Source organism: Halogeometricum limi (genome assembly GCF_900115785.1).
GTDB classification, from domain to species: domain Archaea; phylum Halobacteriota; class Halobacteria; order Halobacteriales; family Haloferacaceae; genus Halogeometricum; species Halogeometricum limi.
Genome location: NZ_FOYS01000003.1, coordinates 198143 through 213562 on the forward strand (window position 1 = coordinate 198143; position 15420 = coordinate 213562).

The 15420-nt window shown below is 66.8% G+C and carries 17 protein-coding genes; 9 read left to right on the forward strand and 8 right to left on the reverse strand.

Going from position 1 to position 15420, the window contains the following annotated elements:
- Positions 1-22: 22 nt before the first annotated feature.
- Genes BM282_RS09725 through BM282_RS09735 form a run of 3 tightly spaced genes read left to right on the forward strand, consistent with a single transcriptional unit; the run spans position 23 to position 941 of the window.
- The gene (locus tag BM282_RS09725) at positions 23-307 is read left to right on the forward strand and encodes a ubiquitin-like small modifier protein 1 (RefSeq protein WP_175501475.1); all 285 of its coding nucleotides are present in this window, start codon (positions 23-25) and stop codon (positions 305-307) included.
- Entirely contained in the window at positions 300-578 is a 279-nt protein-coding gene (locus BM282_RS09730) for a hypothetical protein (RefSeq protein ID WP_245758336.1), read from the forward strand. Before BM282_RS09725 ends, BM282_RS09730 begins: the two co-directional genes overlap by 8 nt.
- Positions 579-581: 3 nt before the next feature.
- On the forward strand, positions 582-941 hold the full coding sequence (locus tag BM282_RS09735) for a hypothetical protein (protein ID WP_089880047.1): 360 nt from the start codon (positions 582-584) through the stop codon (positions 939-941).
- 320 nt (positions 942-1261) lie between these two features.
- On the opposite strand, the gene BM282_RS09740 is transcribed toward BM282_RS09735, so the two are convergent.
- Together BM282_RS09740 and BM282_RS09745 are read right to left on the reverse strand one after the other, a co-directional pair.
- Positions 1262-3439: an amino acid permease gene (locus tag BM282_RS09740; protein WP_089880050.1), complete on the reverse strand. Its 2178-nt coding sequence runs from the start codon at positions 3437-3439 to the stop codon at positions 1262-1264.
- Positions 3436-3858 carry an NAD-binding protein gene (locus BM282_RS09745; RefSeq protein WP_089880053.1) on the reverse strand — a complete coding sequence of 141 codons (423 nt, stop codon included), beginning with the start codon at positions 3856-3858 and terminating at the stop codon, positions 3436-3438. The genes BM282_RS09740 and BM282_RS09745 overlap by 4 nt, the downstream gene beginning before the upstream one ends.
- A 234-nt stretch (positions 3859-4092) precedes the next feature.
- Here BM282_RS09745 and BM282_RS09750 point away from each other — a divergent pair, with 234 nt between their 5' ends.
- Complete coding sequence (locus tag BM282_RS09750) at positions 4093-4566, forward strand: Lrp/AsnC family transcriptional regulator (RefSeq protein WP_089880060.1); 474 nt, start codon at positions 4093-4095, stop codon at positions 4564-4566.
- Positions 4567-4697: 131 nt separating this feature from the next.
- Here BM282_RS09750 and BM282_RS09755 read toward each other — a convergent pair whose 3' ends face one another.
- Positions 4698-5129, reverse strand: a complete 432-nt coding sequence (locus tag BM282_RS09755; protein WP_089880062.1) for a universal stress protein — start codon at positions 5127-5129, stop codon at positions 4698-4700.
- Positions 5130-5256: 127 nt separating this feature from the next.
- Between BM282_RS09755 and BM282_RS09760 the strand changes: the two genes are divergently transcribed.
- From BM282_RS09760 to BM282_RS09770, 3 genes are read left to right on the forward strand one after another with little or no spacing between them, the layout of a single operon-like run.
- A complete protein-coding gene (locus BM282_RS09760; protein ID WP_089880064.1) occupies positions 5257-6015 on the forward strand; it encodes an AzlC family ABC transporter permease in 759 nt (252 codons plus the stop codon).
- Positions 6015-6392 (forward strand): AzlD domain-containing protein, encoded by a 378-nt coding sequence (locus BM282_RS09765; protein WP_089880065.1) that lies wholly within the window; start codon positions 6015-6017, stop codon positions 6390-6392. Before BM282_RS09760 ends, BM282_RS09765 begins: the two co-directional genes overlap by 1 nt.
- A gap of 38 nt (positions 6393-6430) precedes the next feature.
- The gene (locus BM282_RS09770) at positions 6431-7099 is read left to right on the forward strand and encodes a hypothetical protein (RefSeq protein ID WP_089880067.1); all 669 of its coding nucleotides are present in this window, start codon (positions 6431-6433) and stop codon (positions 7097-7099) included.
- Between the two features lie 44 nt (positions 7100-7143).
- Here the strand turns inward: BM282_RS09770 and BM282_RS09775 are convergent, their stop codons facing one another.
- The 3 genes from BM282_RS09775 to BM282_RS09785 all read right to left on the reverse strand — a co-directional run bounded on the left by BM282_RS09775 (position 7144) and on the right by BM282_RS09785 (position 11546).
- Positions 7144-9081 (reverse strand): aldehyde ferredoxin oxidoreductase family protein, encoded by a 1938-nt coding sequence (locus tag BM282_RS09775; protein ID WP_089880070.1) that lies wholly within the window; start codon positions 9079-9081, stop codon positions 7144-7146.
- A 177-nt stretch (positions 9082-9258) separates the two neighbouring features.
- Positions 9259-10353 (reverse strand): hypothetical protein, encoded by a 1095-nt coding sequence (locus BM282_RS09780; RefSeq protein WP_139229708.1) that lies wholly within the window; start codon positions 10351-10353, stop codon positions 9259-9261.
- Positions 10354-10394: 41 nt separating this feature from the next.
- Complete coding sequence (locus BM282_RS09785) at positions 10395-11546, reverse strand: hypothetical protein (RefSeq protein ID WP_089880077.1); 1152 nt, start codon at positions 11544-11546, stop codon at positions 10395-10397.
- An 88-nt stretch (positions 11547-11634) separates the two neighbouring features.
- On the opposite strand from BM282_RS09785, the gene BM282_RS09790 reads away from it, so the two are divergent.
- Positions 11635-12717, forward strand: coding sequence for an archaeosine biosynthesis radical SAM protein RaSEA (locus BM282_RS09790; RefSeq protein WP_089880079.1), 1083 nt, complete (start codon positions 11635-11637; stop codon positions 12715-12717).
- A 450-nt stretch (positions 12718-13167) separates the two neighbouring features.
- Here BM282_RS09790 and purQ read toward each other — a convergent pair whose 3' ends face one another.
- Entirely contained in the window at positions 13168-13848 is a 681-nt protein-coding gene (purQ, locus tag BM282_RS09795; protein ID WP_089880082.1) for a phosphoribosylformylglycinamidine synthase I, read from the reverse strand.
- A gap of 113 nt (positions 13849-13961) precedes the next feature.
- A complete protein-coding gene (gene purS / locus BM282_RS09800) occupies positions 13962-14213 on the reverse strand; it encodes a phosphoribosylformylglycinamidine synthase subunit PurS (protein ID WP_089881115.1) in 252 nt (83 codons plus the stop codon).
- A gap of 218 nt (positions 14214-14431) precedes the next feature.
- Here purS and BM282_RS09805 point away from each other — a divergent pair, with 218 nt between their 5' ends.
- Complete coding sequence (locus BM282_RS09805; protein WP_089880085.1) at positions 14432-15409, forward strand: formyltetrahydrofolate deformylase; 978 nt, start codon at positions 14432-14434, stop codon at positions 15407-15409.
- Positions 15410-15420: the final 11 nt, after the last annotated feature.

Below are 15420 nucleotides of genomic sequence, written 5' to 3' on the forward strand. Positions count from 1 at the left end.
TCACTGCGACACAGTAGACGGTATGACTGTGCAGTTGCGGTTCTTCGCTAACTTCCGGGAGGCGGTGGGGTCGAAGACCATCGAACGCGACTACGAGATGTCGACGGTCGGCGACGTCCTCCGGGAACTCGAAGCCGAGTTCGACGGCCTCGCCGGAGAAATCCTCGAAGACGGACACGTCCGCCCGCAGGTGAACGTCCTGTTGAACGGCCGCGACGTCGAACACGAACAGGGCGTCGACACCGCGATAGACGAGGACGACACACTGAGTATCTTCCCGCCCGTCGCCGGAGGCGCGCGTGAGTGACTCAAAAGACGACTGGGTGACGCGCGAGAAAGCGTTCCGCGGCATCTCCGCCCGTCTCGCGGGCGAGTACTTAGAGAAGGTCGGCGGCGAACGCGTCGCCGACGACGCGGTCGAAGGCGACGGGTGGGACGCCACCTACTCGGCCGACACCGTCTCTATCGGCCCGACGGTTGAACTCACCGAGGTGACCATCGTGTTCGAGGGCGACCCCTCCGTGCTCGACGGCGTGGTCGAACGCTTCTCGCAGAAGGCGATGCGCGCGGGCGGGTAGACGGTGCCCGAGACGATTCCGCTCGACGGCGACGTCCTCCTCCTCGCCGGCGCACGCGCCAGCGTCACGCCCGACAGACTACCCGAACTCGTCCGTCTGGCGCAGGCGCACCTGCGGTCTCGGTTCGACGACTACGACCGGGAGTTCGAGTCCGTCCATCACGGGGACGACCGCACGCTCTTTCTCGTCCCCGAGGGTCACTGGACCGAACTCGGTTCGGACCTCGGACTCGAACCCCGCGAGGCGGACGCCCTTCGGCGTGCACACGAACAGCAACTACTCCGAATCGGCACGAAAGCCGGTCGCAGAGACGAGTTCGAGACCGCACTGGAGATTCGCGAAGCCGTCGTCGTCGGTCGCTGACGGCGTTCCGACCGCCGCTTTCGTTTGAGGGACGGTCGTTCTGCGACACGCGTTCGGTGCGAGACCACGGTCCGTCCCGCGAGTCGTTTCCGGTCCAGCGGAGACGGTCCGGCGAAGACGGTCCAGTGGAGGCAGTCGCCGGCGATTCGAAGTTCTGTATCGCAGAATGCGATGTATCGGGGGTCGCCTACGAGACCACTCGAAACGTTCGCTGAGGAGTCTTTCGGCGGTTTCTCGACGCCTGAGTCGTCGACAGCGTTCGGTGGCGACGCCGGCGACGGGCGCGGACGGATACGCGTCACCCCGGGGGAACTCCCCGCTCAGAACGTGAGTCGTTCGAGGAGTCGCCGGGTGAACCGCGGTTGACGCGACTTGTGCGGGTACACCGTCACCGTCGTACAACCGGGACTCGGGACGACCGGACTGCGGTCGAACAGGACGTTTCGGAGTCCCGCGTCGGTCCCGCGACGCACGACGACGTCGGGACGCGACGGCTGTCCCCCGTCGAACTGAACGGTTCTCGACCGAACCGGGACCGAGAGCATCGCCGAGAGTTCGGCCTCGTAGTCGTCTATCGTCCGCTCGTACTCGTCGGTCTCGGTCCGGTCGGCGGGGTGCCAAAGCGAGACGTCACCTCGGTTCGCGGTGGCGACCGCTCCGGCGACGTTCACCGCCGGCGGCGGGTACGGACCCCCGTCTCCCGAGAGGACGACGTGTTCCGGCCGGTCGTAGCCGAGGTTGTCCACCAACAGGACGTCGCACGGCGCGTGGCGAACGACCCAGTCGATGGGGTCGCCGAACAGTCGAGACCGGAGGCGAAGCGGTTCGTGCTCGGCCACTATCGTATCGACGCCCCGGTCGTCCGCGAAGTTGACGACCGCGTGCTTCGTGTCGTGGCTCACCACCTCGTCGGCTTCGATGTCGACGTCCAACTCGTCCGAGAGCGACTCGATTCGGGCCTCGTAGGAGAGGTCTGCGGAGGACTGTACCGTCACGTCGTCGGTGAGGGGGGCCTGGTCGGGCACTTCCTCGAACCGAACGACGACCACGCGGCCGTCGTCGGAGCGAACCAGGTCAGCGGCGAGCGCCACCAGCGACCGCTCTCGACTCTCGTCGAGGTTCTTGGTGAGGGCGACGAGCACCTCGCGGGAGGGATGCTCGACGGCGGACTCCGTCTCCGTGAGGACGTCTCTGCCGACGCGTCGGCGGACCGCATCCGTCGCCGCACCCTCTCGGCTCACCCGCGGGCGGACGTAGAACAGATACCAAAGGACGCTTCCGACGGTGATGACGACCGCGCCGAGAAGGGCGATGGCCCCCATCTGCGTGAGCAAGAGCACCCCGGTGATGGCACCGAATATCTGCATCCACGGGTACAACGGCGACGTGAACTCGGGCTCGTACTCCGCGCTTCCCTCGCGAAAGGCGACGACGGCCAGGTTGATGAGTGCAAACACCAGAATCTGGAACGCGCTCGCGAGTTTCGCTATCTCCAGAATCGGGACGAACGCTATCAGCACCAGCAACACTGCGCCGGTGAGCGTGATGGAAGCCACGGGCGTCCCGAATCGGTCGCTCACCGACGAGAACGCGGGCGGAACGAGACTGTCACGGCTCATGGCGAACGGGTACCGCGACGAGGAGAGAATCCCGGCGTTGGCCGTCGAAATCAGCGCGAGGATGGCCGCGAGGATGACGATGATGACACCGACCTGACCGAGAGTCTGTTCCGCGGCGACCGCGACCGGCGTCAGCGACCCGGCGACGCTCCCCGGGTCCGTGACGCCGACCAGAACCGCCACGATAGCGACGTACAGCACCGTCGTGAAGCCGAGCGACCCGAGGATACCGATCGGAATGTTACGACCCGGGTCTTCGACCTCTTCGGCGACGCTCGCCACCTTCGTGACGCCCGCGTACGAGACGAACACGAGGCCGGTGGCGGCGAGGAGGCCACCCAGACCGTCGGCGAAGAAGTTCGCGTAGTTGGCCGACTGAACGCTCGGCGCGCTTCCGGCGGCGAACCACCCGAGGGCGGCCAGCATGACGACGACGATGACGACTTGGAGACGACCGGTCTGTTTCGCGCCGACGACGTTGATGAGTATCAACACCGCCGCGAGCCCCAACGCGACCGGTTTCAGCGGCAGGTCGAACAGCAAGAGCAGATACGGTACGCCGCCGACGAGCGCGAGCGCCCCCTTGAACGACAGGGAGAACCAGGTACCGACGCCCGCAATCGTGCCGAGCAGCGGGCCCATGCCGCGCTCGATGTAGATGTACGTCCCGCCGGCCTCGGGCATCGCGGTCGCCATCTCGGACTTCGAGAGGGCCGCCGGAACGACGAGTAGTCCCGCCAGCGCGTACGCAACGATTACCGACGGTCCCGCGATTTCCAGCGCGAGCGCGGGCAGAATGAAGATACCACTGCCGATCATCGCGCCGATGCTTATCGCGAGGACCGACGGGAGGCCGAGGTCGCGTTCCAGTTCTTTCATACGGATTCACCAACCGCCGCAGAGACCGCAGACGTCACGCACAGCGGTTCGTGACCCGCGTCTGCGAAGAGCGACGTTCGCTCGGGTTTGTCGACGAGTGCGACGACTCGCGGAACGTCGAACCGGGCCCGGACGAGTTGTGCGATGAGCAAACTGCGACGGTCCGAGCGCGCCGCGACGACGACGACGTCCGCGTCGGCGACTCCCGACGCCGCGAGGACGTCGGGGATCGCTGGATCGCCCGCGAATCCGGGGACGTCGCTCGACTCGTACGACTCGTCGACGATGGCGACTCGGTGACCAGCAGCCTGCAACCGTTCGGCGACCGCGGTACCGAGGTGAGCACCGCCTAGTACGTAGTGCGTTGCCGCTCGAATCTCGTGAGACGAGGTGCCTCCGTTGGCTCGTGCTGGGGTCATTGCGTGCTCCGAGTGGGTCGATGGGACAGATCTCTCCACGATGTATACTCCGTCTTTGATGACGGAAGCTGATAAGTTAGGCGGTATATTTGACGACCCGTCAAAACGTGGGCGGATATTGTTCATTATCGTCTCCTCAAATGTGCGGTGGCTCACGCAAACGGGCGGCGAGAGAACAGGATGGCAGAGACGGAACAAGACTATACGCGTTCGGCGCGCCACCATCCATCATCGATGAAAAAGGGCGAACTGGACTCCGTCGATAGGCACATCTTGTACTACCTACAGCAGGACGCGAGGTCGACGTCGTCCACGGATATCGCGGAGAAACTCGGACTCTCGTCGAGTACGGTTCGGACTCGTCTCAACAAGTTAGAGGAGACCGGCGTCATCCGAGGCTACCACATCGACATCGACTACGACCTCGCCGGCTATCCGCTGTACACAAAGATAATCTGTACCGCGTCGGTGCCGGAACGAGGCGATCTCGCGAACGAAGCGCGAGGTATCCGGGGTGTGACGGCGGTGCGTGAGATCATGACCGGCGAGCGGAACGTCTACGTGAACGCCATCGGGAAAGACCACGACGACCTCAACCGCATCAGCACAGAGTTAGACGCACTCGGGCTTACCATCGTCGACGAACAACTGATTCGCGACGAGTACGCCTGTCCGTACCACGGCTTTTTGGACGACAAGGACTGCTGAGCGACTGCGGCCGTCCGCGCCGGAGACCGTAGCGGTCGCTCACTGCCCACGCGAGTTGTAAACCCGATGTAGCGATATCGAACGAGAGGAGACCCCGCCGTCTCGGGGGGCCGGGGTCGAACTGTCGGGAGTCAGTCCCGAGCGACCAGCGTCGAGACGGGTGCCGACTGCACAACTTCGTCCGTCGTGGTCCCGAAGAACCGCTCCGAGAGGGTCGAATCCTCGCTCTCCCCGACGACGACGAGGTCGATTCCGTGGTCGGTGCTGTACTGGCGTATCGCGTCTTCGGGGACGCCTTCGAGGACGACCCGTTCGGACGTCACGCCGGCCTCGTTGGCCTTCTTCTCGGCGCGGCCGACCGCCTCTTTCGTCTCCTCGTCCAGCGTCTCGGTGAGTTCGTCCGCGACGTCTCCGACGCCGGACGCGGACATCTCGATACCCACGCCGACGACGTGCAGGAGATGCACCGTCGCACCCGTACTCGACGTGATTGCTATCCTGTGGCTCAGTGCTGTGTCGCTCGCCTCGGACCCGTCCGTGAGGATCAAGACGTCGTCGTACACGCTCTCGTGTACTGGACGGACGGCAATGGACGTGACGCGGAGCGGACACGAGAGGCGCCTCCGAGTGACCACGGCCGCCCGTGCCGGAAACGGTAGCGGTTAGTGCGGGCATCGTCCACCCACGAGTGTGTCCAGTTCTCGTCTCCCGAGTGAGGTCCGTCGCGCCGTCCGCGACGTGAGTCCGATTCTCCTCGGTATCGTTCCGTTCGGCCTCGTCTCGGGGGTCGCCGCCGTGGAAGCGGGACTCTCGCCGTTGCAGGCCGTGGGTCTCTCCGTCGTCGTCTTCGCCGGCGCGTCGCAGTTGGCGATGGTCGACCTGTTGGGTCGAAACGCGGAACTCGTCGTCGTCTTCCTCACCGCCGTCGTCATCAATCTCCGGATGCTGATGTACTCGGCCTCCATCGCGCCGTACTTCCGCGACTTCCGCACTCGCTGGAAGACCGTCTCCTCGTACCTCTTGGTCGACCAGGCGTACGCGCTCGCCATCGCTCGCTACAACGAACCGGGCGACGGCGACGGTCCGACGAAGCGCGAGCGGCGCATCTACTACCTCACCGTCGCGTTCTCGCTGTGGAGCGTCTGGCAGGTGTGTGCGATAGTCGGTATCGCCCTCGGCGCGGGCGTCCCCCAGTCGTGGGGCCTGGAGTTCGCCGTCCCCCTCGTCTTCCTCGCGCTGTTGGTTCCGGCGGTGTCGAACCGCCCGAGTCTCGCGGCGGCCGTCGTCGGCGGCGGCGTCGCCGTCGCGGGCGAAGTCGTCCCCGTCGCCGGCGGGACGGGTCTCCCGTTCAACCTCGGCCTCGTCGCCGGTGCCGTCGCGGGGGTCCTCGCGGGCGTCGTCGTCTCCGCACTCGGTGACACCGCAGTCACGACGGAGGCGAGTCACTGATGCCGACCGACTACGGCCCAGTGGCCATCTGGGGTGTCGTCCTCGCCGTCGGCGTCGCGACGTTCGCCATCCGCGCGTCGTTCGTCTACCTGTTCGGCCGCGTCGACACGGTGCCGCCGCGACTGAACCACGCGCTCCGGTTCGTCCCGCCCGCCGTGTTCGCCGCCCTCGTCGTCCCGTCGCTCGTCGTCACCGACGGGTCCGCGACGTTCGCGCCGGTCACGCTGTCGCTCTCCGAGGGGTTCGCGCTCTCGGTCGGCAACGAACGACTCCTCGCCGGACTGGTCGCCGCCGCCGTCGCGTGGGTCGCAGAGGACGTGTTCGCCACCATCGCGGCCGGAATGGTGACGCTGTGGCTGCTTCGCTTCGTCGTCTGAACCCGAAAGCACTTGTTGGATAGCCGACGACTCCCGGCGTGTCCTCCGAGTACGACGCCCGACACGCCGACACCGGCGCTCGTTCGCTCGCCCGCCTCGCCGCCGCTCTCGGTGTGGCCGCTCTCGTCGTCGGCGTCGCGTTCGTCGCCCTCTGGGTCGCCGTCGCGACGGACGGTCCGTTCTCCACGCTCGACGCCGTGACGACGATGACCGGCGGAAAGCCCGCCCCGTGGCCGTTCGTTCCGCTCTGGACGTACGGCGGGAGTCTGGGTCTCGCGGTGTCGTTCGTCGAACCGACGGTGGTCGTCCGCCGCAACCTCGTCACGTCGCTCGACGGTTCCGCCGACGGCTGGTGGTGGCTCGGACTTCTCGCACCCGCGACGCTCGCCGGGGCGGGCCTCCTCTCGGCGCGACGCTCGAGCTGGGCGCGGAGTGCGAGAGGCGGACTCGCCGCGGGTGCGGCCGTCGCTCTCGGCTACGTTCCGCTGTTCGCTCTCTTCGTCCTCGTCGCCCGTGTCGGCGTCGGCGACGTCCCGCCGAACGCCGAGGGCTACGTCCGACTGGGGACGACGGGGTTCCCGCCCGAGACGCTGGACGGCGAGTCCGTGGGACTCAGAATCTGGCGGTCGATTCTCGCTTCCTTCGTCGCCGCTGTCGGCTTCGGCGGAGTCGGTGGCGTCGTCGCGTCCGCGCTGTGGAATCGCTGACGCTCGGCGTCTGGCGACGGCCGAAAAGATAGGGTTCGGTTCGCTCAGTCGTCCGCCGGTGCGGGACTGTCGCCGGAGGAGACGCCCGTGCCGGGGCCGACGTCGATGCCGAGTTCTTCGAGGCGTTCGTCGGGGACGACGCCGTCCACCCATCCGCGGCGGGCGTAGTACTCCTCTTTCATCTCGTCGAGTTCACAGAGCTGACCCTCCGAGGCGCCCTGTCCGGGCATCGCGCCCTCGCCCTCGACGAACCGGGCGGGCAGCGAGTCGTCCGCGCCGTCGAAGCCGGCGAGGTTGTTGTAGTAGCGTTCGAGCGTGTAGATTCGGTCGCCGGTCTCCATCAGTTCGTCCTCGGTCACGTCCAGCCCGGTCATGCCGTTGTACTGGAGGACGTACTCGTCGATACCCTCCGCGAAGGCGTTGAACTTGCAGATGTCGAACGAGTCGGAGATGGCGTGCATGTCCTGGAACAGCGCGCAGAGTTCGCCCTTGCCCTCCCAGTCTTGCGGGTCGACCTTCTCCGGGATACCGAGAATCTCCGCCGACGGCGTGTAACCGCGCAGGTGGCACGCGCCGCGGTTCGAGGTGGCGTAGCCGATACCCATGCCCTTCATCGCACGCGGGTCGTACGCGGGGATGGTCTGGCCTTTGACGGCCAGCGAGTTGCTCTCGGCGTCCATCTCTTCGGCGATGTGGCGCGCACCGCCCGCGAGGAGGTCACCGAGGTCGGAGTCGCGGTGAGCGATCTGTTCGAGGAGGTCCATCATGTGCTCGACGTCGCCCCACTCGATACCGTCACCGAGACCGTCGAGTTTGCCCTCTTCGGTCATCTCCATCGCCATGGCGATCATGTTCCCGGCCTCGATGGTGTCGATACCGAGGTAGTTGCACATATCGATCATGACGGCGATGCTGTCTCGGTCGTCGTTCATCGAGTTCGGACCGAGCGCGAACGCGGACTCGTACTCGTAGGACTCGCCGCGGACGTTCAGCTCCTCACCCTTGCGCTCGTAGGTGACTTCGACCTCCTTCTTGCAGGCGACGGGGCAGGAGTGACAGGTCGGCTCGTCGACGAGGATGTTCTCGCGGACGTTCTCACCGGACACCTTCTCGGCGTCGATGTTCGGTTCGTCGGGGCTCTCCTCGGCCTCTGCGCTCGTGGAGGTGTACTTCGCGTTGCGCGTCGGCAACCCGTCCATCTCCTCGGTGAGGTTCATGAGGACGTTCGTCCCGTACAGCGAGAGACCGCCCTCGTTCGGGCCGGTCACGTCGGACTCGCGGATGAGTTGCATCGCGTTCTGATAGCCCTCGGTGAACTGCTCGGGATTCGCCGGTTTCGGCATCTTCGTTCCGGACTTGACGACGACGGCCTTGAGCCCCTTCGAGCCCATGACACAGCCCGTGCCGCCGCGGCCCGAGGCTCTGTCGTCCTCGTTCATGATGCAGGCGTACCGGACTTCGTTCTCGCCGCCGGGGCCGACGGCCATCACGGAGAGGTTCTTGCCGAACGCGCCGTCGACCTCCGATTCGAGTGCGTCCATCGTCTCGTGGACGTCTTTCCCCCACAGGTGCGAGGCGTCGCGGAGTTCGACTTCGCCGTCCTCGACGTAGGCGTACACCGGGTCCTCGGACTTGCCCTCGAACAGGAGGCCGTCGAACCCGGACCACTTGAGTCGCGCACCCGACCAGCCACCCTGGTGGGAGTCCGTGACGGTTCCCGTCAGCGGCGACTTCGTCACGACGGCGATGCGTCCGCTCATCGGGGCCTGTGTGCCCGTGAGCGGGCCGTTCATGAACGCGAGGAGGTTGTCCGGCCCCATCGGGTCCACGTCCGGCCCTTGGTCGAAGACGTACTTCACGCCCAGTCCGCGCCCGCCGATGTACTTCCGCGCGTCGTCGTCGTCGATGCCTTCGTACTGCACCTCCCCCGAAGAGAGGTCCACCCGTGCTACGTGGTCTTGGAATCCGCCTTGGTCGGTCATAAGTAACTATCTACCCTTATAGACGGACGGAAGCGGGTTAGTCGTTCCCACGGAGACGTAACTGATACTGATTACGTCGTGGCGGGCTCTGCGACCCGAACGGCGGTACTGTCACCGAATATCGGCGGTTCCGGCCGGTAAATGTGGTTTCGCCCGACACCGCTCGGCGACTAGCGGTCACCACCGCATCTGGCTCAGCGACCCGCCGCCGGACGCGTCGACGACGACGGCGGCGGCGCCGCGGGGCGGACACGACCACCACACCGAGTAGAACGGGTCGGCGTCGTCTATCTGGACGCGGACGCCGTACCGTCCCGACGACGAGACGGGGACGACGCTCGTCGACTCGTCGGCCCCGAGCGTCCATCGCTCCGCGAACAGTTCCTCGTCTCCGGACTCGATTCGCACGTCGACGGCGTGCGTCTTGTCGTCGTAGTTCACCACGGTCAGTTCGGAGTTCGCCGGTCCGCACCCCGTCGTCGCGTCGCGTACGTCGACGAACAGACTCGGTTGTCCCGGCACCGTCCACGACTCGGCCACCACGCTCTCGTCGAGTTCGACGCGTACCCGGTACTCGCCGCTTCTGTACGTTATCGGGACCTCTACTTGCGTCCCCGCCGGCACCTCGTACGCGCCGTCGACCAGCGTCGCGTCGTCGAGTTCGACTTCGACGCGGGCCGTCCGCACCACCGTCTCGGGGTTCTCCAAGACGAGACTCGCCGGGGCGTACCACCGACCGCTCCCGTCGCCGGGGAGAGGCACGTCGTCGCTCGCGCCGCGGCCGAGCGCGCAGTCGCGACACCACGCGACCCGCCAGAAGTCGAAGCCGTCGGGCAGGACCGTCAGCGAGAACCCGTCGAGGCGTTCGTCGCTCGTCCACTCGAACGTCTCGCGCCGCCCGTCGCTCGTCTCGGCGAGGACGCGGTACGAGCCCGACTCGGGAATCGACGCGTCGAGCGGACGGCGCTCCCCGGGCGTCAACGCCGCGCTCTCGACGAACACCGTCCGGTCGGACTCGTCGGTGACGACGACGGTGACGTAGGCGTCCGTCGCGTTCGGGTTCCCGACCGACACCGTCTGTTCGAGCGCCTCCCCGCGCCCGTTCGGTCGACGCTTCGTCGTCGTCTCCGACCGCGCGGTGCCGTCGCGTCCCTTCGAGGTTTCCTCGCCGCCGGAACCGACGAGGGCGTTGCACCCCGCGAGTCCGACAGACCCGAGGGTCGCCACGGCCCCCAACAGACGCCGTCTGTTCGTCGCGTCGAGTCGTCGCACGGAGAACGTTCGCCGCGACGGCACAAATCGGTTCGCCCCGGTCACCGAACGAAGAACGCGTCGACGCCGTCGCGGGCGCGGACGAGGAGGAGGCCGTGACGCGTGACGACGACGCTTCGGGTGCTCGTCCGCGCGCCGCCGTCCCCGCCGTCGCCGAGCGTCATTACGACGCGGTACAGCCCCGGTCCGGGGACGAAGTCGTCCACCGTGGCGGTCCCGTTCTCGTCGAGTTCGCCGCTCCACTCGGCGACCCGGTTCCCGCTTCGGGTGAGCGTGACCGTCACCGTCCGGGGACCGCGTTCGTTCCGAACTCTCAGGTCCGCGCCCGCGTCGGGCCACGCGTCCACGCGCACGCCGTCGCCGTCGACGGCGAGTGGGAGGGCGACGCTTCGGTCCTCGTCAAGTCGGCCGCGCCAGCGGTCGCCGTTCGCCTCGACGGTCACCCGAAGCCGTCTGAGCGGCGGCACCGTCGGGAAACCGAGCACCGTTCCTCGCGGCGGTCGGTAGCGGTAGTCCAGCACCGTCTCGCCGTCCACGTCGAAGACGACGCGCACGTCGTGCGTGTTCTCGCCCGCGTTCGCCACGGTGACGGTGTAGCCCGCCCACGCGTCCACCTCCGGCCATCGCGGGTTGCCGAACGGTTTCGCGTCGCCGCCGCGAGAGATGGCCCCGCAGTCGGGCGCACAGCGGACGGTCTGGCGAACCCTGACCGCCGGCCCGAGTTCGACGACGGCGTCGTCGTGCACGTCGTCGACGCGGAGGACGCCGCGTCCGGTCGCGCCGTCGCCCGTCTCCACGTACACCTCGTACGTCCCGCGACGGGCGACGAGTTCGGGGTAGCGCCGGGTCCGACCCGTCCCCTGCGGCGCGTAGTCGGCGCTCTCGACGAACACCGTCTCGTCGCCGCGGGCCACGACGACCGTCGCGAAGCGCGACTCGACGCCGACGTTCCTGACGACGACGCCGCGCGGCCTGTCGACGTTCTCCGTCTCGTCGGCCGCGCGGTACGGGAGCGAGGACGAGGACGTCGCCTCGGCCGCCGCCGTCCCCGAGGACGTGGACGTCGCTCGCGACGCCGTCGTCTCGCGCTCCGGCGTCGACTCGGGCGACGTGCGACCGAGAGCGTCACACCCCGCGAGGGAGGTCGCCCCGACGACCGAGAGCGACGCGAGGACCGTGCGTCGTGTTGGCACGAGTGACGTTCGGAGGCGAGGTGGATAACGTTTCCTCGCACGCGCCGCAGGCGAAGCGGATTTACGGGCCCGTCGGATAGCTTCGGTAATGAGTCAGCCGAGCCCCGAAGTGTACGAACGGGGGAAGGGCATGGACGCCCACAACGAAGTGATGCGCGAGATTCGCTCGCGCAAAGACCGGACGTACGACCCGCACGAACCCACGCGCGTCTGGATGGACGAGGACAACACCCCGGACGGCGTGAAGCAGTCGCTCACCATCATTCTCAACACGGGCGGCTGTCGCTGGGCGCGGGCCGGTGGCTGTACGATGTGCGGCTACGTCGCCGAGTCCGTCGAGGGCGGCAGCGTCGCGCACGAGGCGCTGATGGACCAGATTCAGGTCTGTCTGGACCACGAGGCCGAGCAGTTAGACGACGGCGAAACGGCCGAACTCATCAAGATATACACCTCCGGTAGCTTCCTCGACGAACGCGAAGTCGGCGCGGAGACGCGCGCGGCCATCGGCGAGACGTTCTCGGACCGCGAGCGAATCGTTGTGGAGTCGCTCCCGGACTTCGTCGAACGGGAGAAACTGGAGGACTTCACCTCGCAGGGGCTGGAAACCGACGTGGCAATCGGGCTGGAGACGGCGACGGACCGCGTCCGCCACGACTGCGTGAACAAGTACTTCGACTTCTCGGACTTCGAGGACGCCTGCGCGGAGGCCGGTGCCGTCGGGGCGGGCGTGAAGGCGTACCTGCTGATGAAACCGCCGTTCCTCTCGGAATCGGAGGCCGTCGAAGACATGAAGTCGTCAATCCGACGCTGTGCCGACGTCGACCACTGTCACACCGTCTCGATGAACCCGACGAACGTCCAGCGGTACACGATGGTGGACGAACTCTACTTCAACGGCGGCTACCGCCCGCCGTGGCTCTGGTCGGTCGCGGACGTGCTCGAATCCACCGCCGACGTGGACGCCATCGTCGTCTCCGACCCCGTCGGTCACGGCTCCGACCGCGGCGCGCACAACTGCGGCGAGTGCGACGATTTGGTCCAGAAGGCCATCAAGGACTTCGACCTGCGACAGGACCCGACGGTGTTCTCGCAGGTGTCGTGTGAGTGCGAAGGCACGTGGGACGTCGTGATAGAAGAAGAGACGTCCTACTCGATGCCGCTGGCACGATAACCCGAATTAATCGGCGTCCAACGGGAGTAGGGAGCCACAACCCGCGTTCTAACGGCGGGTTACGGTTCTCGAAGGCTGTGAGTAGTGATGGGGGTTTCCGCCCACTGTTCATCCGGGTGTGACGTGACCGTGAAAGTCTGCGTACCCGCGCGCTCGAGCGGCGTCACACCTGTATAATGAAGGATACGTACAAGACGGTGTACTACGCGGACGGCTGGCTGGAAATCCGAGAATCGGACAACCCCGACGGGTGGATAGCCACCAGTTCGCCGTGCACGACCGAACAGTAGTCGGCCCCGGTCGCTCATCGGACCGCTTCGTGTTGCTCATGGAGGGCCGGTCACGAACGAGTCGCGCACCCGGGCCCCACACCCGAACCGTCTCACAGACCGCGACGGCGGCGGACCCCGTCGTCGCACTTTTCCGAGAGTTCGCTCGCCGAGTGCCGACTCAGGCGTGTTCGAACCCGCGGAGGACGCCCGCACCGTCGGTGCTCCCGTTCAGGTCGGGGAGACACGCGCGTTCCGGGTGCGGCATCAACACGCCGACGCCGTAGTCGCCGCAGATTCCGGCGACGTTCCCCCGCGAACCGTTCGGGTTCGCGTCGTCGGTGACGTTTCCGTCGGCGTCGCAGTAGCGAAACAGCACGCGATTCTCCTCGACCAACTGGTCGTATCGCTCCTCGCTTACCTCGAATCTCCCCTCGCCGTGCGCGATGGGGAGCGCTATCACGTCGCCCTCGTCGTAAGCGGCGGTCCACGGCGTGTCGGCGTTCTCCACGCGCAAGAAGACGCGTTCGCACTGGAAGCGCGCGCTCTCGTTCGTCGTGAACGCGCCGTCCGTGAGACCGGACTCACAGCCCACCTGCGCGCCGTTGCAGACGCCGAGGACGGGGACGCCGTCGGCGGCCGCCTCGCGAACCTCGGAGAGAATCGGCGACCGCGCGGCCATCGCGCCCGCGCGAAGGTAGTCTCCGTAGGAGAACCCGCCCGGGAGCATGATTCCGGTCACGTCCTCGGGGAGGCCGTCCTCGTGCCAGACGCGTTCGGCGTCGATACCGAGATGCGAGAGGGCGCGGACGGCGTCGCGGTCGCAGTTCGACCCGCCGAACTGGACCACTGCGACCGTCATCGGGACACGCCTCCGTGCGTGACCTCGACGTTCCCACGAGACCCGACGAGTGGGAAGCCGTCGGACGAGTGAGCGAGTCCGACGGAAGTCGCAGTGAGTGAAGCGACGGTCATCTACGCCTCGGCCACCTCGACGTCGTAGTCGTGGATGGTCGGGTTCGCGAGGAGTCGTTGGGCCATCTCGTCGGCGCGGTCCTCGGCCTCGCCGGCCGAATCCGCATCCACGTCGACTTCGAACTGGTCGGCCGACCGGAGCGACTCCAACTCGAACCCGAGGCGTTCGAGCGCGCGTTTGGTCGTCTCGGCTTCCGGGTCGAGAACCCCCCGCTTCAGGCGGACCGTCACCGTGGCGGTGTAAGTCGTCATCAGTTCGTGGTGCGCGGTCATGTGCAAAAGCAGTTTTGGACTGCGTTCGGTGTACACGAACGTGCGCACCGTCACCCGCGCCGGCGAGGCGTGTGCGCGTTCGGGGCGTCCCACGCGGGCCGGCGCGAATCAATCGTTGCATCGAAAGACATCCTTTTGGCCGCCCATCGTCTCCCTCCACCGATGACACCGTTCGACAGCAGACGGAGGTGGTACCGATGACAGCCCTCACCGAGATTACCGTCATCGGAGGAGACAAGACCGGACTCGTCGCGAACGTCACCACTCTGCTGTTCGAGCGCGGAATCAACGTCGAAGACATCGACCAGGCGGTCCGCGAGGGCGTCTTCCGGATGACGCTGCACGCGGACACCTCGGAGATGGTCTGCACCGAGGAGACGCTTCGCGACGCCCTCCACGAACTCGGCGACGAGTTGGGCGTCGACGTGCAGGTGCGGTTCCCTTCCGACAGAGAGACGAAGCAGATAGCAGTCCTCGTCACGAAGGAGAGCCACTGTCTCGAATCGCTATTCGAGGCGTGGGCGAACGACGAGTTGGACGCGGAGATATCGGTCGTCATCGGCAACCGCGACGACTTGCGACCGTTGGCCGAGCGATACGACGTCCCGTTCCACGACGTGGGCGACGAGAAGGGGTCGCCCGACGAGGACGAACTCGTCGACCTGTTGGACGAGTACGACGCCGACCTCATCGTCCTCGCGCGCTACATGCGCATCCTCGGGCCGAACGTGGTGTTCCGCTACGAGGACCGCATCATCAACGTCCACCCCTCCCTGCTCCCGGCGTTCCCCGGGGCGGCCGCCTACCGGCAGGCGAAGGAGGCGGGCGTCCGAATCGCGGGCGTCACCGCCCACTACGTGACGACCGACCTCGACCAAGGCCCCATCGTCACCCAACGGGCGTTCGACGTGCCCGACGACGCCTCGGTAGACGAGATTCGCTCGCGGGGCCAACCGCTCGAAGCCGACGCCCTCCTCGAAGCGATTCGCCTTCACCTCGACGACGCCGTGAGCGTCCACCGCGGGCGCACGAGCCTCCGCGAAGGCGTCGACGGCAGTCGCTATCAACTCGGGACGACCGACGAAGCGACCGCGGCGAACCCGGACCGCCCCGTCGACGGACTCGCGGCGACACTCGGCGAGAACGAGACGACGCCGGACGCGTCCGACGACTGACGGGCCGCGGT